This window comes from Streptomyces sp. NPDC014861, from assembly GCF_043081625.1.
Classification (GTDB): Bacteria; Actinomycetota; Actinomycetes; order Streptomycetales; family Streptomycetaceae; genus Streptomyces.
In genome coordinates, this window is sequence record NZ_JBIBWV010000004.1 from 96,807 (window position 1) to 120,433 (window position 23,627).

Here is a 23,627-nt window from a genome sequence, read left to right on the forward strand (position 1 = left end):
ATGGGTTCCCGTCCGAGCCCGAAGGAGACCCCCGTGAGCCCCACGCCCCGCACCGCGACCCTCTTCCACGACGTACGGCCCCTCGGCGGCCCCGCGGGCGACCTGGTCGCCGTCGACGGGGTGCTCGTCGCGGAGCTCCCCGAGGGCGTACCCGTCGAGCGGGTCGACGGCGGCGGGCGGCTCGCCCTGCCGACCCTGGTCGACGCCCACATCCACCCGGACAAGACCTCCTGGGGCGAGCCCTGGCACCGCCGCCGCCCCGCCCGGGGCATCGCCGACTTCGTGGCCGGGGACGTGGACCTGGCCCGGACGCTGCCCACCCCGGTGGGCGAGCGGGCGCTGCGCCTGATGGCGCACGCGGCGGCGGCGGGCACCCGCGCCCTGCGGGCCCACGCGGACGTGGCCCCGGCCTACGGCCTGGCCGGGATCGAGGGCGTCGCGGAGGCCGCCGCGAAGCTGGCCGGGATCGTCGACGTCGAGCTGGTCGCCTTCCCCCAGCACGGCGTCGTCCGCGCCCCGGGCACGGCGGAGCTGCTCGCGGAGGCGGCGGCGAGCGGTCTGGTCAGCCATGTCGGCGGCATCGACCCGACCGGCTTCGACGCCGTCGACGGCCGGGACGGCGACCAGCTGGGCCTGGTCTTCGGGCTGGCCGAGAAACACGGCCTCGGCCTCGACATCCACCTGCACGACCGCGGCGAGCCGGGCCTGGCCGTCCTCCGGGACATCGCCGCCCGCACCCGCGCGGCCGGGCTGCACGGCAGGGTGGCGGTGGCGCACGCCTTCGCGGTGGCGGGTCTCGCCGACCGGGAGCTGGACGAGACCGCCGACCTGCTCGCGGGGTCCGGGGTCGCGCTGACCACGGTCGCGCTGGGCGAGACGACGATCCTGCCCTTCCGCCGGCTCGCCGAGCGCGGGGTGACGGTCGGGCTCGGTTCGGACGGCGTCCGCGACAGCTGGAGCCCGTACGGCGACGCCGACATGCTGCACCGCGCCTGGCTGGCCGGCTGGGCCCTCGACGCCCGTCTCGACGAGGAGCTGGAGGCCTGCTTCGCCCTCGCCGCCGACGGCGGCGCGGCACTGATGGGCCTGCCGCCCGCCGACCTGCGGCCCGGCTCCCCGGCCGACTTCATGCTGGTCGAGGGCGAGTGCCTGCCGCAGGTCGTGGTGGACCTGCCGCGCCGCGACCTGGTGGTCCGGGCGGGCCGGGTGGTGGCCCGGGACGGGCGCCTGGTCTGAGCGGTTCCGGGCGCTACGGGAGGGCGGTGCGGGAGGCTTCCGGGCGGGTCGCGGCCAGCTCCGCGAGGCCGGCGCGGACCGCCGCCAGGTCGGCCCCGGAGGCCAGGCCCGCGTGGTAGAGCCGGAGTTCGGTCGCGCCGTCGGCGAGGGCGCTGCGGGCGTCCTCGGCGAGGCGGCCGGGGGCGCCGCCCATGCCGGTGACGACCGACAGGTTGGCGGCGACGGTGGAGCCGGGCGGCCGGTGGGCGGCGAAGGCGGCCAGTCGGCCGGGGCGGGCCACCACGCCGTCGGCGAGGCCGAGGACGTGCCCGGGGTCGGTGCCGGCGTCGGCCCCGCAGCGGTACGGGTCCGGGTCGGCGTGCAGCAGGATCCGGAAGCCCGGCGGGGCGGCGGCCCGGACGGCGGCGACGGCGGCCTCCTGGAGGGCGCGGGCGGTCCCGGCCCGCCAGGCGAGGACGGGCGCGGCCAGGTCGCCGAGCTCCCCGGCGGGCCCGGTGCCGGTCCAGACGGGGGCGAGGGCCGCGCGGACGGCGGCGGCCAGCGCGTCCGGGTCGGCGCCCCCGTCCGCGTACCCCCAGCGGCAGTGGGGGCAGAAGCAGAGCGACAGCAGCAGCTGGGCCCGGTCGTCGAGCGGGACGCCGCCGGTCTTGTCGTGGGCGTGCAGATGGGCGTAGCCGTACCAGCCGCAGGACTCCAGCTCGGTGCCGGCCGCGCCGGGACGGACGGCGGCCTCGGCGGCGAGGTCGACGAGCAGCGCGCGGACCTCGGGGTGCGCGATGCAGGGCGCCCACGGGTAGCGGTCGCCGTGAGCGTTGACCACGGAGGTGTCCGGATGCTCGGCGCCGAGCCGGGAGTTGTGGGCGAGGACGACCCAGCTGTGCACGGCGAGGCCGGTGCCGTCGAGGGCCCCGGCCGCGCGCGCCCAGGCGTCGCCGGGGGCCCAGTCGCCCGCCGGGCAGGGGGCGAGGCGGCGGCCGGCCCAGCGGTCCGGGTCCGGCGGGTAGAGCACGGCGGCGTGCCCGGCGGTGACGACCCGGCGCTCCGGATGGCGGGGGCTGAGCGCCCGGGTGGAGTGGTACGCGGCGGCGAGGGTGACCTGCTGGACGCCGAGCCCGGCGAGGAGCTCCGGGGCGGCGGGGTCGCCGTCGACGTCCCAGGGGTAGAGGAAGGCTCCCGTACGGGGGCGGGCGGGGGTGGTCACGGGCGCTCCCGGAGGTACGTGTCACACGACTCCACAACCGTTCACATCCATGAACGATGCTCGCACGCTAACCGCGTCGGAACCTCCCGGTCAAGGAGAAGGAGCCCGGTGGGGACACGTCTTGACGCCCTCTCGCCCCCTCCCTAGCGTGTCCACGTCCATGAATGACGCTCTCCGGCCGAGGAGTACCGCCGATGCCCGCACCTCGCACCCTCCTGCTCACCGGTGCCGCCGGCGGTGTCGGCACCCTCATGCGGGGACTGCTCCCGGCGTACGGCTACGAGCTGCGCCTCCTCGACGTCGCCCCCGTGCCGGACGCGCCGGACGCGATCGTCGCGGACCTCGCCGACCGGGAGGCGGTACGGGAGGCGGTGCGGGGCGTGGACGCCGTCGTGCACCTCGCGGGCATCTCCGTGGAGGCCGACTTCGACGCGATCGTCGCGGCGAACGTCACCGGCCTCCACCGGCTGTACGAGGCGGCCCGCGAGGAGGGCGTCCGCCGGGTGGTCTTCGCCTCCAGCAACCACGCCGTCGGCTTCACCCCCAGCCCCGGTGCCGGGGACCCCCTGGTGCCGGTCACCACCCCGCACCGGCCCGACTCCTACTACGGCCTCTCCAAGTGCTTCGGCGAGGACCTGGCCCAGCTCTACTGGGACCGGCACGGCATCGAGACCGTCTCGATCCGCATCGGCTCCTGCTTCCCCGAGCCGACCTCGGTCCGGATGCTCTCCCTCTGGCTGAGCCCCGCCGACTGCGCCCGGCTGCTGCACGCCGCCCTCACCGCGCCGGACGTCGGCCACACCGTGGTGTACGGCTCCTCCGCCAACACCCGCGCGTGGTGGGACCTCTCCGGCGCGCGAGCCCTCGGCTACGAACCGCTCGACGACGCGGAGCACTACGCCGCGAAGCTCCCGCCCGTCCCGCCCGCCCCCGAGGACACCCTCCTGGGCGGCCCCTTCACCCGCGGCTCCGTCGTCCGCGCCCGTCCCGGCCGGGCGACGTCCCCGGGCGGCGCGCGGGCGCTCTAGGCCGGGCCACGCCGAGGCGGTGGCCCTCGGCGTCGGCGGGGACGGCGGCGAGGCGTCGCCCCGCGGTCCGGATCCCGGCCGGGCGCGGCGTCGCGTACGCGCGGGGTCCTCGGGGAACGCCGCGGGCCCGGCCGGTGATACGGGGGAGCCGGCCGGGCCCGGTTCGACGGCGCGCGCTGGCAGCGCCGGACCCGCATCACGCTATGCGGCCACCAAGATCACCGCGAGCCGCGTAACGCGGCCTCTGTCCGGAATGCGCGGTCGGCCACAGCCTCAGGGCGCGGTCCGCAGCGTCCGGGACGGCGACTCGCCGAACTTCTCGCGGTAGCGGGCGGCGAAGCGGCCCTGGTGCGCGAAGCCCCAGCGCCAGGCGACCTCGCTCACGCTCACCTCGTCCGGCTCCGCCGCCCGCAGCTCCTCCCGCACCCGTTCGAGCCGGACCTCCCGGACGTACGCCATCGGCGACATCCCGACGTACTCGCGGAAGGACTCCTGGAGCCGGCGCACGCTCACACGCGCGTGGACGGCGAGTTCGGAGGTGGTGAAGGGGTGCTCGGGTCTCTCCCGCACCGCGTCCATGGCCCGTTTCACCGGTGCCGGCCGGCGCGGCCCCGCCGGGTGGGCGAGCTCGTCCCGCCAGGGGTGGTCGGCGGCCAGCAGCAGGCCGTTGAGCAGCGCCTCCTGGAGCGGGCGGGCGACGAGCTCGTGGTGGGCGAGCCCGTCCCCGGCGAGCGCCTCGGCCGCGACCCTGCGGGCGAACCGCACCCAGCCGAGGCCGGGGCCCCGGGAGATGTCGAGGCCGGGCCGGAAGGCGAGGCCGCCCTGCGGCGGCCGGCCCAGCAGGCTCTCCAGCCGGTCGCGCAGCTCGGCCGCGCCGACCTTGACGGAGAGGATCCGCCCGTCGCCGCTCCAGCGGTCGAGGAAGGTGTCGCCCGCGGGGTCGAGGAGCAGCGCCTCTCGGGCGGAGGCGTGGACGACGGGTCCGCGCCCCTGGCGCATCTCCATGCCGCCGCTGAGCGGGGCGTTGACGTGGTAGGCGCCGAGCTCGCCGAAGCTCATCCGGACGTCCGCCCCGCAGCTGAGGTCGCCGATGACGAGCGGCCCGAACTCGACGATGTCGAAGCGGGCCTCGAAGGACCGGTGCTCGTCCACGACGTCCATCCGGCTCGCGTAGTAGCGCGCGTCGATCTCCTGGCGCGCCTCGTCGACGTCCCCGGTCGTAAAAGAGCTCCCGCCCACAGCACCCACGATGCGAAAGATAATTCATATGACCGACCCGCCCGGGGACGGGCAGGATGCCCCCATGTCACGACCTCAGGGATTCAGCTACGAAGAGCGCAAGGACGGCTCCGTCGTCCTCACCCACCACGGCCGGGCCGCCGGGGTCCTGCGCGGGGCGAGGGCGGAGAAGTTCCTCGCCGAGGCGGAGTCCGGCGACCTCCAGCTGCTGATGGCCCGCTGGACCGGGGCGTACCGTTTCGGCAACGAGCGCCAGGCGCGGAACCACCCCCGTAACCAGGGTGGCGCAACCCGTCGCGGGTAAGGGAACGGCAAAGCGACCCGGATCGTTGAGGCTGGCATGACCGCAATGACCCCCGGCTCGAACCTCCCTCTCACCGGCCCCCGTGTGGCGGTGGACGTCGCCGCCCCCGTGCGGCTCGACGTCTCGGGCCTGCTGCTCGGCGCCAACGGCAAGGTGCGCTCGGACGACGACTTCATCTTCTACAACCAGCCCGCAGGCCCCGGCGTCACCTACCGCTCCGGCGGCGGCTCCGCGCCGGACGCGATCCTGGTGGACACCGGCGGCCTGCCCGCCGGCATCGAGAGGATCGTGGTCACGGCCAGCCCGGACGCCGCAGGACAGACCTTCCAGGGCATCGAGCCCACCGCGACCGTCCGCGACGCCGACAGCGGCGCGGTCGTCGCCACCTTCACCCCGCCGCAGCTGGCCACCGAGACGGCCCTGGTGGTCGTCGAGATCTACCAGCGCAACGGCGCCTGGAAGGTCCGCGCCGTCGGCCAGGGATACGCGAACGGCCTCGCCGGCATCGCGACCGACTTCGGCGTCTCGGTGGAGGAGGAGCCCGCCGCCGCCCCCGCGGCCCCGGTCGCCCCGGCCCCCCCGGCCCCGCCCGCGCAGTCCGGGCAGACCCTGCCCTCCTTCACTCCCCCGCCGATGCCGCCGGCTCCCCCGGCGGACCCCCGGCTCGCCGCCCCGGCCCCGGCCGCCCCCGCCGCCCCGGCGCCCACCGGCAAGATCAACCTCGACAAGGGCCGGGTCAACCTCCAGAAGAACCAGACGGTGTCGCTGGTCAAGGGCGGCCGGCCGCTGCTCTCCCAGGTCAAGATGGGCCTGGGCTGGGAGCCCGCCTACCGGGGCAAGGACATCGACCTGGACGCCTCGGTCATCGCGTACGGCCCCCAGCGCAACCACCTGGACAGCTGCTACTTCGGCAAGCTGACCATCCTGGGCGGTGCCGTCCGGCACTCCGGGGACAATCTGACGGGCGAGGGCGCGGGCGACGACGAGGTCATCACCGTCGACCTGGGCCGGCTGCCCGCCGACGCCACCGGCCTGGTCTTCACGGTGAACTCCTTCTCCGGGCAGAAGTTCACCGAGGTCGCCAAGGCGTACTGCCGGCTGATGGACGCGGCGACCGGCGAGGAGCTGGTGCGCTTCGACCTGACCTCGGCCGAGCCGCAGACCGGCGTGATGATGGCCAAGCTCATCAAGCAGTTCTCCGGCGAGTGGGAGATGACCGCGATGGGCGAGTTCGTGAAGTCCCGGACGGTCCGGGGCATGGTGAAGCCGGCCGCCCAGGCGCTCTGAGCGACCGACCCGGCCGGCCCGCTAGGAGAACAGCGCGCTGTAGGCGTTGAGGGCGGGCTGGCCGCCGAGGTGGGCGTAGAGCACGGTCGCGTCGCGGCCGATCTCGCCGCGGTCCACCAGGTCGATGAGGCCGGCCATCGACTTCCCCTCGTAGACGGGGTCGGTGACCATCCCCTCGGTGCGGGCGGCGAGCCGCATCGCGTCGAGGGTGGCCTCGTCCGGGACGCCGTAGACGCCGGCGTGGTAGCGGTCGTCCAGCTCCACGTCGGCGGCGGTGAGTTCGCGCTCGACGTCGATGAGGGCGGCGGTGCTCCGCGCGATCCGGGTGATCTGCTCGTGGGTCTCCGCGGGTTTCGCGGAGGCGTCGATCCCGATGATCCGGCGCGGCCGGCCGCCCTCCTCGGCGAGGGCGGCGAAGCCGGCCACCATGCCGGCCTGGGTGGAGCCGGTCACCGAGCAGACCACCACCGTGTCGAAGAAGACGCCGAGCTCCCGCTCCTGCTCGGCCACCTCGTAGGCCCAGTTCGCGAAGCCGAGCCCGCCGAGCGGGTGGTCGGAGGCGCCGGCCGGGATGGCGTACGGCTTTCCGCCGCCCTCCTCGACCTCGCGCAGCGCCTGCTCCCAGCTCTCCTTGAAGCCGATCCCGAAGCCGGCCCGCACCAGGCGCACGTCGGCGCCGGCGAGCCGGCTGATCAGGATGTTGCCGACCTTGTCGTAGACGGCGTCGGGCCATGCGACCCAGGACTCCTGCACCAGGACGCAGCGGAGTCCGGCGCGGGCGGCGACCGCGGCGACCTGGCGGGTGTGGTTGGACTGCACGCCGCCGATGGAGACGAGGGTGTCGCAGCCCTGCGCGAGGGCGTCCGCGACCAGGTACTCCAGCTTGCGGGTCTTGTTCCCGCCGTACGCGACCCCGGAGTTGCAGTCCTCCCGCTTGGCCCAGAGCGTCGCGCCGCCGAGGTGGTGGCCGAGCCGTTCGAGGGGGTGGACCGGGGAGGGTCCGAAGAGGAGCGGATAGCGGTCGAAGTCGGTGATCGGCACGGGCGGCTCTCCCTGGGTGGCGGGCGGGGGCGGAGGGTCCTCTACGGCTCCGGGGGCGGAGGGTCCTCTACGGCTCCGGGGGCGCGGGGATGCCCGTGACCTCGGCGACCTCGGTGGCGTCGTCGGCCAGCTGTTCCAGCGCGGCCCAGATCTCGCTGGTGATCCGGACGGCCTCGTCCGCGTCCCCGGCGGCGCAGGCGTCGATGAGGCGGGCGTGGAGCTCCACGGAGGCACAACTGTCGGCGTCGCCGAAGAGCCGGCGCTCGACCCGGCGGATCAGCGGGGTGTAGCGGTCGATCGTGGCGGCGGCCGCGTGGTTGCCGCTGGCGCCGACGAGGACCTGGTGCAGTTCGTCGTCGGCGTCGAGGGCGGCCTCGACGTCGGAGGCGCGGACGGCGGCGGCGAAGCGCTCGTTGGCCTGGCGCATGGCGCGGATCGCCTCGGGGCCGAGCAGCGGCACGGCGGTGCGGGCGGCGAGTTCGTGCATCACCCGGACGACGGAGGCGGCGTCCCGGACGATCCGGCTGACCGGCCGGGTGACCCGGGTGTAGCTCTGCGGCTTGGTCTCGACGAGGCCTTCGACGGTGAGCCGGGCGAGGGCGTCGCGGACGGGGGCGCGGGAGAGTCCGAGCCGGTCGGCGAGGTCGGCGTCCTTGAGGAGAGCACCGGGGGCGAGGTCGCCGCGCACGATCGCCTCGCGCAGCGACTCGTAGGCCCGGTCGCGCAACAGGGTCCGGCCCACGGGCATCAGAACGTCTTCCATGGACTGACAGGTTAGATGTCAGTCCATGGGGCCGACAGAGGATCTTGGAACCTGGCGGGAACCCGTCGCGAACCCGACGGGATTCCTCACAGGTTCCCCGGAAAGCCCGGGGTCAGCGGCGGGGCTGGCGGCGCCAGGGGCCGGTGATCGCGACCATGATGCCCGGGTTCTGGATGCTGGCGTAGAGGGTGTCGCCGTCGGGTGAGAAGACGACGCCGGTGAACTCGCTGTCGTTGAGGTCGTTGCGCGCGATCGGATAGGTGCGGCCCGAGTCGGTGGCGCCGAAGAGGTGCGAGACGCCCTCGCCGTCCTCGGCGAGGACGAGCCCGCCGTACGGGGAGACGGTGATGTTGTCCGGGCCGTCGTAGGCCCCGTCCTGGTCCGGCGCGGTGTTGACGCCGAGCAGCACCTTGAGGGTGAGGGTGCGGCGCTTGGGGTCGTAGAACCAGACCTGGCCGTCGTGGGCGGCGCCGGGGCTCTCGTCCCGGGCGTACGAGGAGACGACGTAGGCGCCGCCGTCGCCCCACCACATGCCCTCCAGCTTCCGGGCGCGGGTGACCCCGCCTTCGGCGAACTGCTTGCGCACGGGCGTGGTGCGGGCGTCGCGGTCGGGGACGTCCGCCCAGTCGACGCCGTAGACGGTGCCGATGCGGGTGGCGCGGGAGAGGTCGTCGACGAACCGGCCGCCGGAGTCGATGCAGCGGGCGGCCTGGAGGACGCCGGCGTCGTCGGCGAGCGGGCGGTACCGGCCCCGGCCGTGCTCGAAGCCGCGCGGGGGGACCCAGCGGAAGAGGAGGCCGTTGGGGTTGGAGGCGTCCTCGGTGAGGTAGGCGTGGCCCCGCCCGGGGTCGACGACGACGGCCTCGTGGTCGTAGCGGCCGAAGAACTTGAGGGGCTTGGGGCCGAGGTTGGCCCGGTGGTCGCGGGGGTCCACCTCGAAGACGTACCCGTGGTCCTTGGTCATGCCGTTCTTTCCGGCGAGGTCGGAGTTCTCCTCGCAGGTCAGCCAGGTGCCCCAGGCGGTGCGCCCGCCGGCGCAGTTGGTGGAGGTGCCGGAGACGCCGACCCACTCGGCGGTGGTGCCGTCGCGCCGCACCTCGACGACCGTGCAGCCGCCGGCCGCGGCCGGGTCGTAGACGAGGCCCTCGGTGAGCGGGACGGGGTGGGCCCACTGGGAGCGGGCGCCCTTGAGCTCGTGGTTGTACACGATGTACGTGGTGCCGCGCGGTCCCGCGAAGGTGGCGGCGCCGTCGTGGTTGGAGGGGGTGAACTCGCCGCTCTCCAGGCGGGTGACGCCGGCGCGGGTGACGACGCGGTAGGCGAAGCCCTCGGGGAGGGCGAGGACGCCGTCGGGGTCGGCGACCAGCGGGCCGTAGCCGAGGCGGTCGTGGCAGTGTCCGTGACCGCGGTCGTCGTCGTGGTCGTCGTCGCGGCCGGGGCCGCCGTGGGCGCGCTCGTCGCTCGCGAGGGCCTCGGGGGCGGTGGCGAGGACCCCGACGGCGCCGGTGAGGGCGAGACCGGCGACGGTGGACTTCTGGGTGAACTCTCTGCGGTTGAGCGCCATGGTGTGCGGACTCTCCCCAAGCTGAGGGCCGGATGTCGCGGACACCATCGCGCGCCCGCGGGAACGGCGGCTGAACGGCGCGGGAACGGTCGCGGAGCGGCTTCCCCGGGTCCGGGAAAAGCGCTCCGCGACCGTCGTGGGACGGGGTCAGGCGGAGCCGGCGCGGGAGCGGGCCTTGAAGGCGGCCTTGCGGGCCTCCTTGGCGGCCGTCTTGTCGGGGTGGAGCCGGCCCATGGCGTCGAGGACGTCGGCGGTGGCGGGGTGCTCGACCCGCCAGGCGGTCTCCAGGAAGCCGGCGTAACGGCTCGTCAGACCCTCGACGAGTTCCTGGAGTTCGGCGAGGTCGCCGCCGGCGTCGAGCTGGGCGGCGATGGTGTCCACGGCGAGCCAGAAGATCATGGACTCCGGCGGCGCGGGCACGTCGGAGGCGCCGCGCTCGACGAGCCAGACGCGGGCGAGGCCGCCGAGCTCGGGGTCGTCGAGGACGGCGCGGACCACCGGTTCGGCGTCGGCGCCGACGAGGGCGAGGGCCTGCTGGCAGTGGAGACGGCGGAGCGGGGACTCGGGGTCGGAGCCGCGGGCGGCGGCGAGGAGTTCGGCGGCGGCGGGCACCGGCTCGCGGCCGGCGAGCCAGGCCTCGGTCTCGGCGCGGGCGGCGGACTCGGGGTAGCCGGTCAGGCCGGCGAGGAGGGCGTCGGCGTCCTTCTCCGCGAGGTCGCCGACGGCGGGGGCGTCGACGCCGGCCTCCAGCATGCGGGTGCGGACGCCGTAGAGGCCGAGCGGGGTGAGCCGGACCATGCCGTAGCGGGAGACGTCCTCGTCGTCGGCGGACGGCGCGGGCTCCTCGCCCTCCTCGGCCATCAGGGCCTCGTCGACGGGCTGGTACTCGACGAGGCCGATCGGCTCCAGGAGCCGGAACTGCTCGTCGAGCCGCATCATCGCGTCGGAGACCTGCTCCAGGACGTCGTCGGTGGGCTCGCCCATGTCGTCGGGGACGACCATGGAGGCGGCGAGCGCGGGCAGCGGTACGGGCCCTTCGCCGGGGCCGCCCTCGCTGACGGTCAGCAGGTAGAGGTTGCCGAGGACGCCCTCCAGGAAGTCGGCCTCCGCCTCGGGGTCCCAGTCGAGGGTGTCGAGGTCGAGGCCGCCGTCCTCGTCGAGCAGCGGCTCCAGGTCGTCGAGGACGGGGGCGACGGCGTCGGCGAAGACGGCGTCGAAGGCGTCGAGCCAGACGCCGAGCACCTCCCGGGGCGCGCCGCCGGTGACGACGGCGAGGTTCTCGCCGGCGGCGGCGGTGCCGGGGGTGTCGTCGTCGGCGCCGTCCTCGACGTCGACCAGGCCGGTGTCGACGGCGAGCCGCCAGGCGTCGCCGGCCCAGTACTCGGCGTCCTCGTCGTCGCCGAGGCCGAGGACCGCGGCGGCGTCCGGCAGCTGCTCGTCGGCGAGTTCGCCGCCCGCGCCGACCCGGGTGTCGGGTCCGGCCCAGCGGGCGAGGCGGACGGCGTGGGAAAGGAGGGGGGCGGCCAGGGCTTCCCGAGCCAGCTCCGCGTCCGAGGGCAGCCGAACGGGGGGAAGGGTGGGGTGCTCCGCAGCCATGTGGGGGATCTCCTCGACGCGTGCGTGGATCGGTGGGGACGGGGTGCGGTCCGGCGTCGGACCGGTGGCGGCCGGCGGGCCGGCGTCCTCAGCGTAGACGCATCCGGGAGGCCGTCCGCGGGTTCATGGAGCCGTCAGCCTTCGTACACCCGTCGACCCTTGACAAGTGGGGCGCTCTCACAAGAGATTGACGCGCGTAGATCTCTCTGCCGTTCCTCCAAGCACCCTCGGAGCCTCCTGATGCCTTCCTCCATACCGAGAACCGCCGCCGTCTCCGCGGTGGTCGCGGCCGCGCTCGCGGCCGGACTGCTCGCCGGCTCGCAGAGCGCCGCGGCCGAGGACACCGCCGCGGTCCGCATCCACGACGTCCAGGGCACCACCCGGGTCTCTCCGCTGGTCGGCAAGCAGGTCACCGGGGTGACGGGCGTCGTCACCGGCGTCCGCGGCTACGGCTCCTCGCGCGGCTTCTGGATGCAGGACCCGCGGGGCGACGGCGACCCGGCCACCAGCGAGGGCCTGTTCGTCTTCACGAGCTCCGTCCCGACGGTGGCGGTCGGCGACGCGGTCAGCGTCGACGGCACGGTCACCGAGTACGTCCCCGGCGGCGTGAACTCCGGCAACCAGTCGCTGACCCAGCTCTCCCGCCCGAAGGTCACCGTGGTCTCGCAGGGCAACGCGCTGCCCGCCCCGGTCACCATCGCGCCCTGGTCGGTGCCGGACGCGTACGCCCCCGAGGGCGACCCGGCGAACGGCGGCTCGATCAACGGCCTGCCGCTGGAGCCCGACACGTACGCCCTGGACTACTACGAGTCGCTGGAGGGCACCAACGTCCGCGTCTCCTCCTCCCGGGTGGTCGGCGCCACCGACCCGTACTCCGAGCTGTGGGTCACGGTGAAGCCGTGGGAGAACCGCAACTGGCGCGGCGGCACGGTCTACGGCTCGTACGAGTCCCAGAACACCGGCCGGCTCCAGATCCAGTCGCTGATCCCGCTCGCCGAGCGGCCGTTCCCGAAGGCGAACGTGGGTGACTGGCTGGTCGGTTCGACCGAGGGCCCGCTCGACTTCAACCAGTTCGGCGGCTACACCCTGACCGCCCGCACCCTCGGCAAGGTCGTGGACCTCGGCCTGGAGCGCGAGGTCACGCGGAAGCAGCACAAGAACGAGCTGGCCGTGGCCACGTACAACGTGGAGAACCTCGACCCGACCGACCCGCAGGAGAAGTTCGACGCGCTCGCGAAGGCGGTCGTCGAGAACCTCGCCGCGCCGGACGTCCTGGCCCTGGAGGAGATCCAGGACGACAACGGCGCCAAGAACGACGGCACCGTCTCGGCCGAGCAGACGCTGAAGAAGTTCACGGACGCGATCGTGGCGGCGGGCGGCCCGGCGTACGCGTGGCGCTCGATCGACCCGGAGAACAACAAGGACGGCGGCGAGCCCGGCGGCAACATCCGTCAGGTCTTCCTCTTCAACCCCGAGCGGGTCTCCTTCGTGGACCGCGCGGGCGGCGACGCGACCACCGCGACCGGCGTCACCGGCTCGAAGGGCCGCGCCGCCCTCACCCTCTCCCCCGGCCGGATCGACCCGGCGAACACCGCCTGGGAGGCCAGCCGCAAGCCGCTGGCGGGTGAGTTCAGCTTCCGCGGCCGCACGGTCTTCGTCATCGCCAACCACTTCGGCTCGAAGGGCGGCGACGAGTCGATCGTCTCCCACCACCAGCCGCCGAACCGTTCCTCCGAGGCCAAGCGCCTCCTCCAGGCGCAGGCCGTCAACGGCTTCGTGAAGGAGATCACGGCCCTCGACAAGCAGGCGGACGTCCTGGTCGTCGGCGACATCAACGACTTCGAGTTCTCGGCGACCACCGAGGCGCTGACCGACGGCGGCGTGCTCCACCCCGCCGTGGAGTCGCTGCCCCGCTCCGAGCGCTACTCGTACGTCTACCAGGGCAACAGCCAGGTCCTCGACCAGATCCTGACCAGCCCCGGCGTGCACCGCTTCGAGTACGACAGCGTGCACATCAACGCCGAGTTCGCGGACCAGAACAGCGACCACGACCCGCAGGTCCTGCGCTTCCGCCCGTAGTCCGGCAGGCCCCGCTACGCGCCCGCGCTCAGGCTGAGCGCGGGCGCGTACCTGCGCACCCGGCCACCGGCGAGCGCCGGGTGGTGGTGCACCCGCGTCCACGCCCCGCTCAGCGGGGCGTCGTCCGCCGGCCACTCCTCATGCGCCCGCGCGCTCTCCCACTCCGCGTAGTCGAGGACCCGGCCGCCGTCGGTGGAGAGGTGGAAGTGGCCGCTGACACCGCCCGGCGCGGGCCGCGTCACCACGTCCTCGTCCAGGGCGTCGAACACGCGGTCCACCCACTCCTCCCGGCGCCCCGCGTCGGAGGGGTCGAAGTCCGCCTCGACGATGACGACGACCCCGGGCCGCCGCTCCGCGTCCAGGGCGCTTTGGGGCGTGGAGCGGTGGATCGGCCCGTAGCGGCGGAGCTCCACCCGCTCGATGCCGGGCACGGCGGCGTCGATCTCGGCGTTCCGGTCGTCGCGGTAGGTGCGGACGAAGTCCTCGTACGCCTCCTGCCCGGTCCACTGCGAGTAGTGCAGCAGCGTGTCCCCGTCGGTCCCGGCGAGGACGCTGTACGAGAGCAGACCGAGGTCCGGCCACGCGCGGCTCTCCCACGCCTTCCGGATGGCCTCGACGGCCGCGCGCTGGCGCTCGGGGGTGCCGACCCGCCAGGTGCTGACGAGGACCGCGCCGACCCCTGGGCGGTGCAGGTCGGGGCGGGCGTCGGGGTGTGCGACGGCGTTCATGGGGTGTCTCCTCCTGCTCGGTGCGGACGGTTCGACCCTCCACCCTCAACCTTGGTCGAGGTCAAGGGGGTCCGCCGTGGAAGACTGCGCGCCATGATCCTTCGCCCCGCCGTCCGCGCCGAACTCCCCGCCGTCCTCGCCCTGCTCGCCGACGAGGACCGGGTGGTGGACCCCGCCTCGGTCCCCGTCACCGAGGCGTACGAACGGGCCTTCGCCGCCATCGAGGCCGACCCGCGCAACGAGATGCTGGTCCTGGTGGACGACGGCCTCGTCCTCGGCTGCCTCCAGGCCACCTACATCCCGGGTCTCGGCAGGGGCGGCGCCGAGCGGGCCCTGATCGAGGCGGTCCGGATCCGGGCCGACCGGCGGGGCGGCGGCCTGGGCCGTCTGCTGATGGGACTGGCCGCGGACCGCGCCCGGGCGCGCGGCTGCGCCCTCGTCCAGCTGACCAGCGGCAAGGGACGCGGCGACGCCCACCGCTTCTACGCCTCGCTGGGGTACGCCCGCAGCCACGAGGGGTTCAAGCTCGCCCTCCGACCCGAGGTCCTTTCACCCGATCTGAACGTTCCGCCCAAGCAGATCTAAGTGGACCTGAACGATGACGTCCGCCCAGACTTCCCCCATGAGCACTCCAGGAACGCCCCGCCCGTTCGGCCGCAGCCTCTGCGCGATGGTCACCCCCTTCACCGACTCCGGCGCCCTCGACCTCGACGCGGCCGGGAAGCTGGCCGCCCGGCTGGTCGGCGAGGGCTGCGACGGACTGGTCCTCAACGGCACCACCGGAGAGTCCCCGACCACGTCGGACGCCGAGAAGACGGCGCTGGTCCGGGCGGTCCGGGAGGCGGTCGGCCCGGCACCGGCCCTGGTCGCCGGCGTCGGCACGGCCGACACCCGGCACACCGTGGAGCTGGCCCGGCAGGCGGAGGCGGCCGGGGCCGACGGACTGCTCGTCGTCACCCCGTACTACAGCCGCCCGCCGCAGGACGCGGTCGCGGCCCACTTCCTGAAGGTCGCGGACGGCACCGGGCTCCCGGTGATGGTCTACGACATCCCCGGCCGCACCGGCACCCGCGTCGAGCCCGGCACCATGCGCCGGCTCGCCGAGCACCCGCGGATCACGGCCGTCAAGGACTGCTCGTACGACCTGCTCGCCGCGGCCCGGCTGATCGCCGAGACCCCGCTCGCCCTCTACTCCGGCTGCGAGGAGCTGAACCTGCCGCTGTACGCGGTCGGCGGCGCCGGCTGTGTGAGCACGGTCGCCAACGTGGCCCCGCGCCAGATGGCCGCCCCCCTCGACGCGTACGACGCGGGCGACACCGCCCTGGCGGCCCGGCTGCACGCCCGCACGCTCCCCCTCGTCGAGCGGATGATGGCCGCGGGCCTGCCGGGCACGGTCACCGTGAAGGCGCTGCTCGGCGGCACGGTCAGGGAACCGCTGCAACCCGCCGGCCGGGAGACGGCCGACGAGCTGCGCGCGCTCCTTCGGGAGCTGGTCTCAGCCTGAGTCGACGGTGGAGGTCCGCCCGAGGATCGCCGCGTGCTCCAGCACGTCCTCCAGCGGGTCGTCGATCTGTCCGGTGTGCAGGCTGAGGCTGGGACCGTTGGTCACGGTCGGCCCGTTGTGCGTGTGCGTCTCGTCCGCCCGGGCGGCCCCCGCCGACAGCAGCACCGCCGCCGCGGTGAGCACCCCCGCGACCATCGGCTTCGTCCTCATGTCCAGCTCCTCGCCTCGTCTCCGGTCGGAGCACCTCGCTCCGTAGTGACAACGCTCCGTGACCGGAAGGGTTGCCGGGAGCGGGCGGATGAGACCGCACGAAGGACGCGGGACGGCGCCCTCGGCGGGTGGACACGGGGAGCGGCCGGGGCCCCCCCCCCCCCCGGGGGGGGGGGCGGGGGGGGGGCGGGGGGGGGCCCGGGGGGGGGGGCGGGGGGGGGGCCCCCCCCCCCGCCCCCCGGGGGGGGGGGGGCCCCGGGGGGGGGGGGCCGGGGGGGGGGCCCGCCCCCCCCCCGGGCGGGGGGGGGGGGCGGGCCCCGCGGCCGGGCCGTCAGTTGTGGCTGTGCAGGATGTCGTTGAGGCCGCCCCAGACCGCGTTGTTCGGGCGGGCCTCGACGGCGCCGGTGACCGAGTTGCGGCGGAAGAGGATGTTCGAGGCGCCGGAGAGGTCGCGCGCCTTGACCACCTGGCCGTCGGGCATGGTGACCCGGGTGCCGGCGGTGACGTAGAGACCGGCCTCGACGACGCACTCGTCGCCCAGCGCGATGCCGACGCCCGCCTCGGCGCCGACGAGGCAGCGCTCGCCGATGGCGATGACGACGTTGCCGCCGCCGGAGAGGGTGCCCATGGTGGAGGCGCCGCCGCCGATGTCGGAGCCGTCGCCGACGACCACGCCGGCGGAGATGCGGCCCTCGACCATGGAGGTGCCGAGGGTGCCGGCGTTGAAGTTGACGAAGCCCTCGTGCATGACGGTGGTGCCGGCGGCGAGGTGGGCGCCGAGGCGGACCCGGTCGGCGTCGGCGATGCGGACACCGGCGGGCACGACGTAGTCGGTCATGCGGGGGAACTTGTCGATCGAGGTCACCTGGAGGTGCAGGCCCTCGGCGCGGGCGTTGAGCCGCACCTTCTCGATGTCGTCGACGGCGACGGGGCCGAGCGAGGTCCAGGCGACGTTGGCGAGCAGGCCGAAGACGCCGTCCAGGCTCTGGCCGTGCGGCTTCACCAGGCGGTGGCTCAGCAGGTGGAGGCGGAGGTAGGCGTCGTGGGCGTCGAGCGGCTTCTCGTCGAGCGAGGCGATGACGGTGCGGACGGCGACCACCTCGACGCCGCGGCGGGCGTCCACGCCGAGGGCCTTGGCGGCGCCCTCGCCGAGGGCGTTCACCGCCTCGTCCGGGGAGAGCCGCGCGGTGCCGGCCGGGCCGGGCTCGTCGGTGAGCTCGGGGGCGGGGAACCAGGTGTCGAGGACGGTGCCGTCACCGGCGATGGTGGCGAGGCCGGCGGCGACGGCGCCGGTGGTGCGAGGAGCAGTGGTGGTCATGACGGAAAACCTAACGTTCGGGCCCCCGCGCGGGCCAACCGGTCTCAGGTGCCGGTCGGGTGGTCCGGAGCTTCCGACGAGTCCCGGACCGGCTCCTTCGGGCCTTCGTTCAGGATCCGGGTGATCATCTCGCGTGTGTACGCCTCGTCGTACGGCGAGTCGGTGAGCAGCGTCTGGAGGCCGATGCCGTCGATGAGGGCGCTCAGGGCGCGGGCGGTGGCCGGTCCGGTGTGCGGGGCGAGGGCGGTGACGACCTCCTCGGCCCATTCGGCCGCGACGGGGCGGAGCGCGGGGCGGCGCAGCGCGGCGAGGTAGATCTCGTACTCCAGCTCCACCTGGCCGCGGTCGGCTCCGAGCCACCCGCCGAGCAGCCGGGCGATCCCGGCGGGCAGCTCCTCCCCCGCCCGCAGCGTCGCTCCGCGCAGTTCGCCGGCCCAGCTCGTGTTGAGCTTCCGCAGGGCGGCGACGAGGAGTTCGTCGAGGGAGGCGAAGTGGTACGTGGTGGAGCCGAGCGGCACGTCGGCCTCGGCGGCGACCGACCGGTGGCTCAGCCCCCCGATCCCGTCCCGCCGGACCACCCGGAGGGCGGCGTCCACGATCCTCTCCCGGCGCTCGGGGTCGTAGCGGCGGGCGCGGGCCATCAGTGCGCCCCGCCCAGGTTGAGCACGGCGACCCCGGCGACGATGAGGACGATCCCGGCGATCTTGGCGAGGCTCAGGGTCTCGCCGAGGAAGAGGATCCCGATGCCGGCGACGGCGGCCGTGCCGACGCCCGACCAGATCGCGTAGGCGGTGCCGACCTGGAGTGTCTTGAGGGCCTGGGCGAGCAGCGCGAAGGCGATGACGTACCCGGTGGCGGTGAGGATCGAGGGCCAGAGGCGGCTGAAGCCCTCGCTGTACTTCATGGAGGTGGTGGCGATGATCTCGGCCGCGATGGCCCCGGCGAGCAGTCCGTAACCCATGTGTACGAGAGTACACATGCTTGCGTACGGGTGTACATAACACTGCCCGCTACGGTGTGCGCATGACCTATGCCCCCGGGCCCCACGGGTACGGCCACCCGTTCGCCCCGCCGCCCCCGAAGCCCGGCGTGATACCCCTGGCACCGCTCGACCTGAACCACGTCCTGTCGGGCGCCTTCGGCGCCTACCGCCGCCACTGGAAGGAACTGCTCGGCATCACCCTGGCCGCCTACGCGGCCGCCGCCGCGCTGGTCGCCGGTCTCGGCACGGCCGCCTGGGCCGCCCTCTCCGACTCGTGGGCCGCCATGGGGGAGACGCCCGCCTCCGCGGACCCCGGCCTCTCGGACCTGACGCCGCTCTCCCTCGGCCTCGGCGCCCTCTGGCTGGTCCTCTCGCTGGGGCTGCTGCTGGCGATGGGGCTGGTGCACGCGGCCGTCGCGGTCGTCGTGCGGGAGGCGGTGCTCGGACGCCGGGCCGGCTTCGGCACGGTGTGGCGCGGGGCGTGGTCCCGGCTGGGACCGGTGCTCGGTTCGGTCGCCGTGCCCGCGCTGGCCGGCCTCGTGCCCGGGCTGCTCCTCCTGGTCGGCCTCTTCCTCCTGGTGGGCGCCATGCTCGCGAGCCTCGGCGACGACGGCGGCGCCGGATGGGCGGTCACCGGCCTGCTCGCCCTCCTCCTCGGCTGCGCCACGACGCCGCTCGCCCTCTGGATCTGGGTGCGGTTCAGCCTCGCCCCGACGGCCGCCGTCGTCGAGTCGGCCGGCGCCCTGACCGCCCTGCGCCGTTCGGCACAGCTGGTCCGCGGCTCCTGGTGGCGGATCTTCGGCTACACGCTGGTGATGCTGGTCATCGTCGGCGGCGTCACGTGCCTGGTGCAGATGTCGGCCTCCCTCCTCACCCAGGGATCCTTCCTCGCCGTGCCGCTCGCCCAGCACGCCACCCCCGGCACCGTCTTCGCGGCCGCCGGCACGACCGCGCTCGCCTCGGTCCTGCTCCAGCTGCTGGCCCAGGCCGTCCTCGGGCCCCTCCAGCCGCTGACGTCCGGCCTCCTCTACGTGGACCAGCGCATCCGCCGGGAGAACCTGGCCCCGGCCCTGGCCCGGGCGGCCGGGCCCACCGCCTGACCGGACGAGAGGAGGCCCCCGGCGCGATGCCGGGGGCCTCCTCTCGTACCGTCGTCGATCAGACGTTGAAGCCGAGCGCGCGGAGCTGCTCGCGGCCGTCGTCGGTGATCTTGTCCGGACCCCACGGGGGCATCCAGACCCAGTTGATCCGCAGCTCGTTGACGATGCCGTCGGTGGCCGCGCGGGCCTGGTCCTCGATGACGTCGGTCAGCGGACAGGCCGCCGAGGTCAGCGTCATGTCGAGCGTCGCGATGTTCGCGTCGTCGATGTGGATCCCGTAGATCAGGCCCAGGTTGACGACGTCGATGCCCAGCTCGGGGTCGACGACGTCGTACAGCGCCTCGCGGACTTCTTCCTCGGAGGCCGGCTTCATCGTGGCCTCGATGTTCTCGGTCATGCCGACTTCCTCACAGACTTCTGGTCGTCTCCGCCCAGGGCCTGGGCGGTCGCGTCCTTCCACGCCATCCAGCTGAGCAGCGCGCACTTCACCCGGGCGGGGTACTTGGAGACGCCGGCGAACGCGACGGCGTCCTCCAGGATCTCCTCCATGGCGTCGTCCGGCTCGATCTGGCCCTTGGACTGCATCAGCTCCAGGAAGGTGCCCTGGATCTTCTGCGCCTCGGCCAGTTCCTTGCCGACGAGCAGCTCGTTGAGGACGGAGGCCGAGGCCTGGCTGATGGAGCAGCCCTGACCCTCGTACGACACGTCCTCGATCCGCTCGCCGTCGTACTTCACGCGGAGCGTGATCTCGTCGCCGCACGTCGGGTTGACGTGGTGCACCTCGGCGTCGCCGTCCCGCAAGCCCCGCCCGTGCGGGTGCTTGTAGTGGTCCAGGATGACGTCCTGGTACATCGAATCCAGCTTCACAGCTCAGCCGCCCTATCCGAAGAAGTTACGGACGTGCTCCAGACCCTCGACCAGGGCGTCGACCTCGGCCGGAGTGGAGTACAGGTAGAACGACGCCCGCGTGGTCGCAGGAATTCCGTACCGCAGGCAGACCGGCCGCGCGCAGTGGTGGCCGACCCGGACCGCGATGCCCTGCTCGTCGAGGACCTGGCCCACGTCGTGCGGGTGGATGTCGCCGAGCGTGAAGGAGATCGCCGCGCCGCGGTCCTCGGCCGTGGTGGGGCCGATGATCCGCAGGTCCGGCACCTCCTGGAGGCGGCGGACGGCGTACTCGGTGATCGCGTGCTCGTGGCGCGCGATGTTCTCCATGCCGATCGCCGACAGGTAGTCCACGGCCGCGCCGAGGCCGACGGCCTGGGCGATCGGGGGCGTACCCGCCTCGAACTTGTGCGGGGCCGGCGCGTAGGTGGAGGAGTGCATCGAGACGGTCTCGATCATCTCGCCGCCGCCGAGGAAGGGCGGCAGGTCCTCCAGGAGCTCCTGCCGTCCCCACAGCACGCCGATGCCGGTCGGGCCGCACATCTTGTGGCCGGTGAAGGCCACGAAGTCGGCCTGGAGCGCCTGCACGTCCAGGACCTGGTGCGGGGCCGCCTGCGAGGCGTCGATGCAGACGAGCGCACCGACCTCCTGTGCGCGCCGGACGATGGTCTCGACCGGGTTCTGGGTGCCGAGCAGGTTCGAGACCAGCGTGAAGGAGACGATCTTCGTCTTCTCCGTGATGACCTCTTCGATGTTCGACAGGTCGAGGCGGCCGTCGTCGGTGAGGCCGAACCACTTCAGCTTCGCGCCGGTGCGCTGCGAGAGCAGCTGCCACGGGACGATGTTGGAGTGGTGCTCCATCTCCGTGATGGCGATCTCGGTCTCGTGGTCCACCCGGTAGGGGTCCTCGGCCCAGCCCAGCATGTTGGCCACGAGGTTGAGCGACTCGGAGGCGTTCTTGGTGAAGATCACCTCGTTGCGGCTCGGCGCGTTGATGAAGGCGGCGACCTTGTCGCGGGCGCCCTCGTACAGCGCGGTGGCCTCCTCGGCGACCGTGTAGACGCCGCGGTGGACGTTGGCGTTGTGCCGCTCGTAGTAGGCGTTGAGCGCGTCGAGGACCTGCCGCGGCTTCTGCGAGGTGGCCGCGGAGTCCAGGTACACGATCTTCTTGCCGTCGTGGACCGTGCGATCCAGGAGCGGGAAGTCCTTGCGGATCGCCTCGGTGTCGAGGAGGCCGGTCAGCCCCTGATGGGCGGAAGTCACGCGGATGCGCCACCCTTCACGTACTTGTCGTAGCCCTCGTTCTCCAGCTGGTCGGCGAGCTCGGCACCGCCGGACTCGACGATGCGGCCGTTCGCGAACACGTGCACGAAGTCGGGCTTGATGTAGCGCAGGATGCGCGTGTAGTGGGTGATGAGCAGGGTGCCGACCTCGCCCGTCTCGCGGACGCGGTTGACGCCCTCGGAGACGATGCGCAGGGCGTCGACGTCGAGGCCGGAGTCGGTCTCGTCGAGGATCGCGATCTTCGGCTTGAGCAGTTCGAGCTGGAGGATCTCGTGGCGCTTCTTCTCGCCGCCGGAGAAGCCCTCGTTCACGTTGCGCTCGGCGAAGGCCGGGTCCATGGAGAGCTTCTCCATGGCCTCCTTGACCTCCTTGACCCAGGTGCGGAGCTTGGGGGCCTCGCCGCGGATGGCGGTGGCGGAGGTGCGCAGGAAGTTGGAGACCGAGACGCCGGGGACCTCGACCGGGTACTGCATGGCGAGGAAGACGCCGGCGCGGGCGCGCTCGTCGACGGACATCTCCAGGACGTCCTCACCGTCGAGGGTGACGGTGCCGCCGGTGATCGTGTACTTGGGGTGGCCCGCCAGGGAGTACGCCAGGGTCGACTTGCCGGAGCCGTTGGGGCCCATGACCGCGTGGGTCTCACCCTGCTTGATGGTCAGGTCGACGCCCTTGAGGATCTCGCGGGGGCCGTTCTCCGCCTCGACGGAGACGTGCAGGTCGTGGATTTCGAGCGTTGCCATGGGTGACTCAGGACTCCTGGGTGACGGAGACGAGCACATCGTCCCCTTCGATCTTTACGGGGTACACGGGGACGGGGCGCGTCGCGGGAAGGCCGGACGGCTTGCCGGTGCGGAGGTCGAAGCTGGAACCGTGCAGCCAGCACTCGATGGCGCAGTCCTCGACCTCGCCCTCCGAGAGGGAGACGTTCGCGTGCGAGCAGATGTCGTTGATCGCGAACACCTCGCCCTCGGTGTGGACGACCGACACCGGCGTGCCGTCGACCTCGACCCGCTTCGGGGTGTCGGCCTCCAGCTCGCTCAGTGCGCAGACTCGGACGAAGGCCATCAGACGGAGGCCTCCAGCTCGGCCTCGACCTTGGCGATCAGGCGCTCCTCGACGTCCGGGAGACCGATCTGCTGGACCAGCTCGGCGAAGAAGCCGCGGACGACGAGGCGGCGGGCCTCGGTCTCCGGGATGCCGCGGGCCATCAGGTAGAAGAGCTGCTCGTCGTCGAAGCGGCCGGTGGCGGAGGCGTGGCCGGCGCCGGCGATCTCGCCGGTCTCGATCTCCAGGTTCGGCACGGAGTCGACCCGGGCGCCGTCGGTGAGGACGAGGTTCCGGTTGAGCTCGTAGGTGTCGGTGCCCTCGGCGGCGGCCTGGATGAGGACGTCGCCGATCCAGACCGCGTGCGCGTCCTGGCCCTGGAGCGCGCCCTTGTAGGCGACGTTCGAGGTGCAGTGCGGGGTGTTGTGGTCGACCAGGAGGCGGTGCTCCTGGTGCTGGCCGGCGTCGGTGAAGTACAGGCCGAAGAGCTCGGCCGTGCCGCCGGGGGCGGCGTAGCTGACGCGCGGGTGGAGGCGGACGACGTCACCGCCGAAGGTGACGACGACCGACTTGAAGGAGGCGTCCCGGCCGAGCAGCGCGTTGTGCTGCGCGACGTGGACGGCGTCCTTCTCCCAGTCCTGCACGGAGACGACGGTGAGCTTGGCGCCGTCGCCGAGCACGAAGTCGACGTTGGCGGCGAGCACCGCGTCACCGGTGTGGTCGATGACGACGACGGCCTCGGCGAAGGCTCCGAGCTCGATCACCTGGTGGCCGAAGGCGGTGCCGCCCTGGCCGTGCACGGCGATCCGGATCGGCTCGGCGAGGACGGCCTCCTTGGCGACGGTCACGACCGAGGCCTTCTCGAAGGAGGAGTACGCCTGGGCGGCGACGCGGTCGACGGGCTTGCCGGCCTTGCCGAGGCGCTCGTCGTCGCGGCCGACGGTCTCCACGGTGACGCCCTCGGGGGCCTCGATCTCGACCCGGACGCCCTCGCCGGTGGCGACGGCGGTGCCGTCGTGCAGACCGCGGAGGCGGGCGAGCGGGGTGAAGCGCCACTCCTCCTCGCGGCCGTGCGGGATCGGGAAGTCCGCGACGTCGAAGGACGGCGGGGCGCTCATGCGGGTGGCGACGGTGGACTCGGCGGCCACCGCGATCGAGCCCGCGGTGGTGGAGCCCGCGGGGATGTTCTGAGCCTCAGCCATGGCTGTCGTGTTGCTCTCTTCCTGCGTAAAGA

At 73.7% G+C, this 23,627-nt stretch carries 25 protein-coding genes; 8 read left to right on the forward strand and 17 right to left on the reverse strand.

All coding sequences use genetic code 11. The annotated features are described in order from the left end of the window. Complete coding sequence (locus tag ACF1BN_RS09965; RefSeq protein ID WP_392331104.1) at positions 1–1,236, forward strand: amidohydrolase; 1,236 nt, start codon at positions 1–3, stop codon at positions 1,234–1,236. A gap of 13 nt (positions 1,237–1,249) precedes the next feature. Here ACF1BN_RS09965 and ACF1BN_RS09970 read toward each other — a convergent pair whose 3' ends face one another. Then, a complete protein-coding gene (locus tag ACF1BN_RS09970; protein WP_392331105.1) occupies positions 1,250–2,437 on the reverse strand; it encodes a hypothetical protein in 1,188 nt (395 codons plus the stop codon). A gap of 194 nt (positions 2,438–2,631) precedes the next feature. Between ACF1BN_RS09970 and ACF1BN_RS09975 the strand changes: the two genes are divergently transcribed. Then, on the forward strand, positions 2,632–3,465 hold the full coding sequence (locus ACF1BN_RS09975) for an NAD-dependent epimerase/dehydratase family protein (RefSeq protein WP_392331106.1): 834 nt from the start codon (positions 2,632–2,634) through the stop codon (positions 3,463–3,465). Positions 3,466–3,738: 273 nt separating this feature from the next. On the opposite strand, the gene ACF1BN_RS09980 is transcribed toward ACF1BN_RS09975, so the two are convergent. After that, a complete protein-coding gene (locus tag ACF1BN_RS09980; protein WP_392331107.1) occupies positions 3,739–4,713 on the reverse strand; it encodes an AraC family transcriptional regulator in 975 nt (324 codons plus the stop codon). Between the two features lie 55 nt (positions 4,714–4,768). On the opposite strand from ACF1BN_RS09980, the gene ACF1BN_RS09985 reads away from it, so the two are divergent. Both ACF1BN_RS09985 and ACF1BN_RS09990 read left to right on the forward strand, forming a co-directional pair. Continuing rightward, entirely contained in the window at positions 4,769–5,008 is a 240-nt protein-coding gene (locus ACF1BN_RS09985; protein WP_392331108.1) for a hypothetical protein, read from the forward strand. Positions 5,009–5,044: 36 nt separating this feature from the next. Then, a complete protein-coding gene (locus ACF1BN_RS09990; RefSeq protein WP_392331109.1) occupies positions 5,045–6,295 on the forward strand; it encodes a TerD family protein in 1,251 nt (416 codons plus the stop codon). Between the two features lie 21 nt (positions 6,296–6,316). Here the strand turns inward: ACF1BN_RS09990 and ACF1BN_RS09995 are convergent, their stop codons facing one another. From ACF1BN_RS09995 to ACF1BN_RS10010, 4 genes are all read right to left on the reverse strand, one after another. Next, positions 6,317–7,336, reverse strand: coding sequence for a 1-aminocyclopropane-1-carboxylate deaminase (locus ACF1BN_RS09995; RefSeq protein WP_392331110.1), 1,020 nt, complete (start codon positions 7,334–7,336; stop codon positions 6,317–6,319). Between the two features lie 67 nt (positions 7,337–7,403). Then, positions 7,404–8,099, reverse strand: coding sequence for a GntR family transcriptional regulator (locus ACF1BN_RS10000; protein WP_392331111.1), 696 nt, complete (start codon positions 8,097–8,099; stop codon positions 7,404–7,406). Between the two features lie 112 nt (positions 8,100–8,211). Beyond that, positions 8,212–9,663 (reverse strand): alkaline phosphatase PhoX, encoded by a 1,452-nt coding sequence (locus ACF1BN_RS10005; RefSeq protein ID WP_392331112.1) that lies wholly within the window; start codon positions 9,661–9,663, stop codon positions 8,212–8,214. A 147-nt stretch (positions 9,664–9,810) separates the two neighbouring features. After that, on the reverse strand, positions 9,811–11,259 hold the full coding sequence (locus ACF1BN_RS10010; protein WP_392331113.1) for a hypothetical protein: 1,449 nt from the start codon (positions 11,257–11,259) through the stop codon (positions 9,811–9,813). A 240-nt stretch (positions 11,260–11,499) separates the two neighbouring features. Between ACF1BN_RS10010 and ACF1BN_RS10015 the strand changes: the two genes are divergently transcribed. Continuing rightward, positions 11,500–13,338, forward strand: coding sequence for an endonuclease/exonuclease/phosphatase family protein (locus tag ACF1BN_RS10015; RefSeq protein WP_392331114.1), 1,839 nt, complete (start codon positions 11,500–11,502; stop codon positions 13,336–13,338). A 14-nt stretch (positions 13,339–13,352) separates the two neighbouring features. On the opposite strand, the gene ACF1BN_RS10020 is transcribed toward ACF1BN_RS10015, so the two are convergent. Continuing rightward, on the reverse strand, positions 13,353–14,066 hold the full coding sequence (locus ACF1BN_RS10020; RefSeq protein WP_392331115.1) for an antibiotic biosynthesis monooxygenase: 714 nt from the start codon (positions 14,064–14,066) through the stop codon (positions 13,353–13,355). A 93-nt stretch (positions 14,067–14,159) separates the two neighbouring features. On the opposite strand from ACF1BN_RS10020, the gene ACF1BN_RS10025 reads away from it, so the two are divergent. Together ACF1BN_RS10025 and dapA are read left to right on the forward strand one after the other, a co-directional pair. After that, entirely contained in the window at positions 14,160–14,651 is a 492-nt protein-coding gene (locus ACF1BN_RS10025; RefSeq protein ID WP_392331116.1) for a GNAT family N-acetyltransferase, read from the forward strand. Positions 14,652–14,688: 37 nt separating this feature from the next. Further along, entirely contained in the window at positions 14,689–15,570 is an 882-nt protein-coding gene (dapA, locus tag ACF1BN_RS10030) for a 4-hydroxy-tetrahydrodipicolinate synthase (RefSeq protein ID WP_392331117.1), read from the forward strand. Here the strand turns inward: dapA and ACF1BN_RS10035 are convergent. From ACF1BN_RS10035 to ACF1BN_RS10050, 4 genes are all read right to left on the reverse strand, one after another. Then, entirely contained in the window at positions 15,562–15,780 is a 219-nt protein-coding gene (locus tag ACF1BN_RS10035) for a hypothetical protein (RefSeq protein ID WP_392331118.1), read from the reverse strand. The two genes, dapA and ACF1BN_RS10035, sit on opposite strands and share 9 nt — an antisense overlap. A gap of 331 nt (positions 15,781–16,111) precedes the next feature. After that, on the reverse strand, positions 16,112–17,098 hold the full coding sequence (gene dapD / locus ACF1BN_RS10040; protein ID WP_392331119.1) for a 2,3,4,5-tetrahydropyridine-2,6-dicarboxylate N-succinyltransferase: 987 nt from the start codon (positions 17,096–17,098) through the stop codon (positions 16,112–16,114). 44 nt (positions 17,099–17,142) lie between these two features. Further along, a complete protein-coding gene (locus ACF1BN_RS10045; RefSeq protein ID WP_392331120.1) occupies positions 17,143–17,739 on the reverse strand; it encodes a TetR/AcrR family transcriptional regulator in 597 nt (198 codons plus the stop codon). Next, complete coding sequence (locus ACF1BN_RS10050; protein WP_392331121.1) at positions 17,739–18,059, reverse strand: DMT family transporter; 321 nt, start codon at positions 18,057–18,059, stop codon at positions 17,739–17,741. The genes ACF1BN_RS10045 and ACF1BN_RS10050 overlap by 1 nt, the downstream gene beginning before the upstream one ends. A 62-nt stretch (positions 18,060–18,121) precedes the next feature. Here ACF1BN_RS10050 and ACF1BN_RS10055 point away from each other — a divergent pair, with 62 nt between their 5' ends. Further along, on the forward strand, positions 18,122–19,180 hold the full coding sequence (locus ACF1BN_RS10055; RefSeq protein WP_392331122.1) for an oxidoreductase: 1,059 nt from the start codon (positions 18,122–18,124) through the stop codon (positions 19,178–19,180). Between the two features lie 58 nt (positions 19,181–19,238). Here the strand turns inward: ACF1BN_RS10055 and ACF1BN_RS10060 are convergent, their stop codons facing one another. Genes ACF1BN_RS10060 through sufD form a run of 6 tightly spaced genes read right to left on the reverse strand, consistent with a single transcriptional unit; the run spans position 19,239 to position 23,595 of the window. Further along, positions 19,239–19,577, reverse strand: coding sequence for a metal-sulfur cluster assembly factor (locus ACF1BN_RS10060; protein WP_376595993.1), 339 nt, complete (start codon positions 19,575–19,577; stop codon positions 19,239–19,241). Next, positions 19,574–20,047 (reverse strand): Fe-S cluster assembly sulfur transfer protein SufU, encoded by a 474-nt coding sequence (sufU, locus tag ACF1BN_RS10065; protein ID WP_376595994.1) that lies wholly within the window; start codon positions 20,045–20,047, stop codon positions 19,574–19,576. The genes ACF1BN_RS10060 and sufU overlap by 4 nt, the downstream gene beginning before the upstream one ends. A gap of 12 nt (positions 20,048–20,059) precedes the next feature. Then, entirely contained in the window at positions 20,060–21,328 is a 1,269-nt protein-coding gene (locus tag ACF1BN_RS10070) for a cysteine desulfurase (protein ID WP_043219406.1), read from the reverse strand. Beyond that, positions 21,325–22,089 (reverse strand): Fe-S cluster assembly ATPase SufC, encoded by a 765-nt coding sequence (gene sufC, locus ACF1BN_RS10075; protein ID WP_030492832.1) that lies wholly within the window; start codon positions 22,087–22,089, stop codon positions 21,325–21,327. The genes ACF1BN_RS10070 and sufC overlap by 4 nt, the downstream gene beginning before the upstream one ends. Before the next feature lie 7 nt (positions 22,090–22,096). Then, complete coding sequence (locus tag ACF1BN_RS10080; protein ID WP_030322524.1) at positions 22,097–22,414, reverse strand: bifunctional 3-phenylpropionate/cinnamic acid dioxygenase ferredoxin subunit; 318 nt, start codon at positions 22,412–22,414, stop codon at positions 22,097–22,099. Continuing rightward, entirely contained in the window at positions 22,414–23,595 is a 1,182-nt protein-coding gene (gene sufD, locus ACF1BN_RS10085) for a Fe-S cluster assembly protein SufD (RefSeq protein WP_360312841.1), read from the reverse strand. Before sufD ends, ACF1BN_RS10080 begins: the two co-directional genes overlap by 1 nt. Between the last annotated feature and the right edge of the window lie 32 nt (positions 23,596–23,627).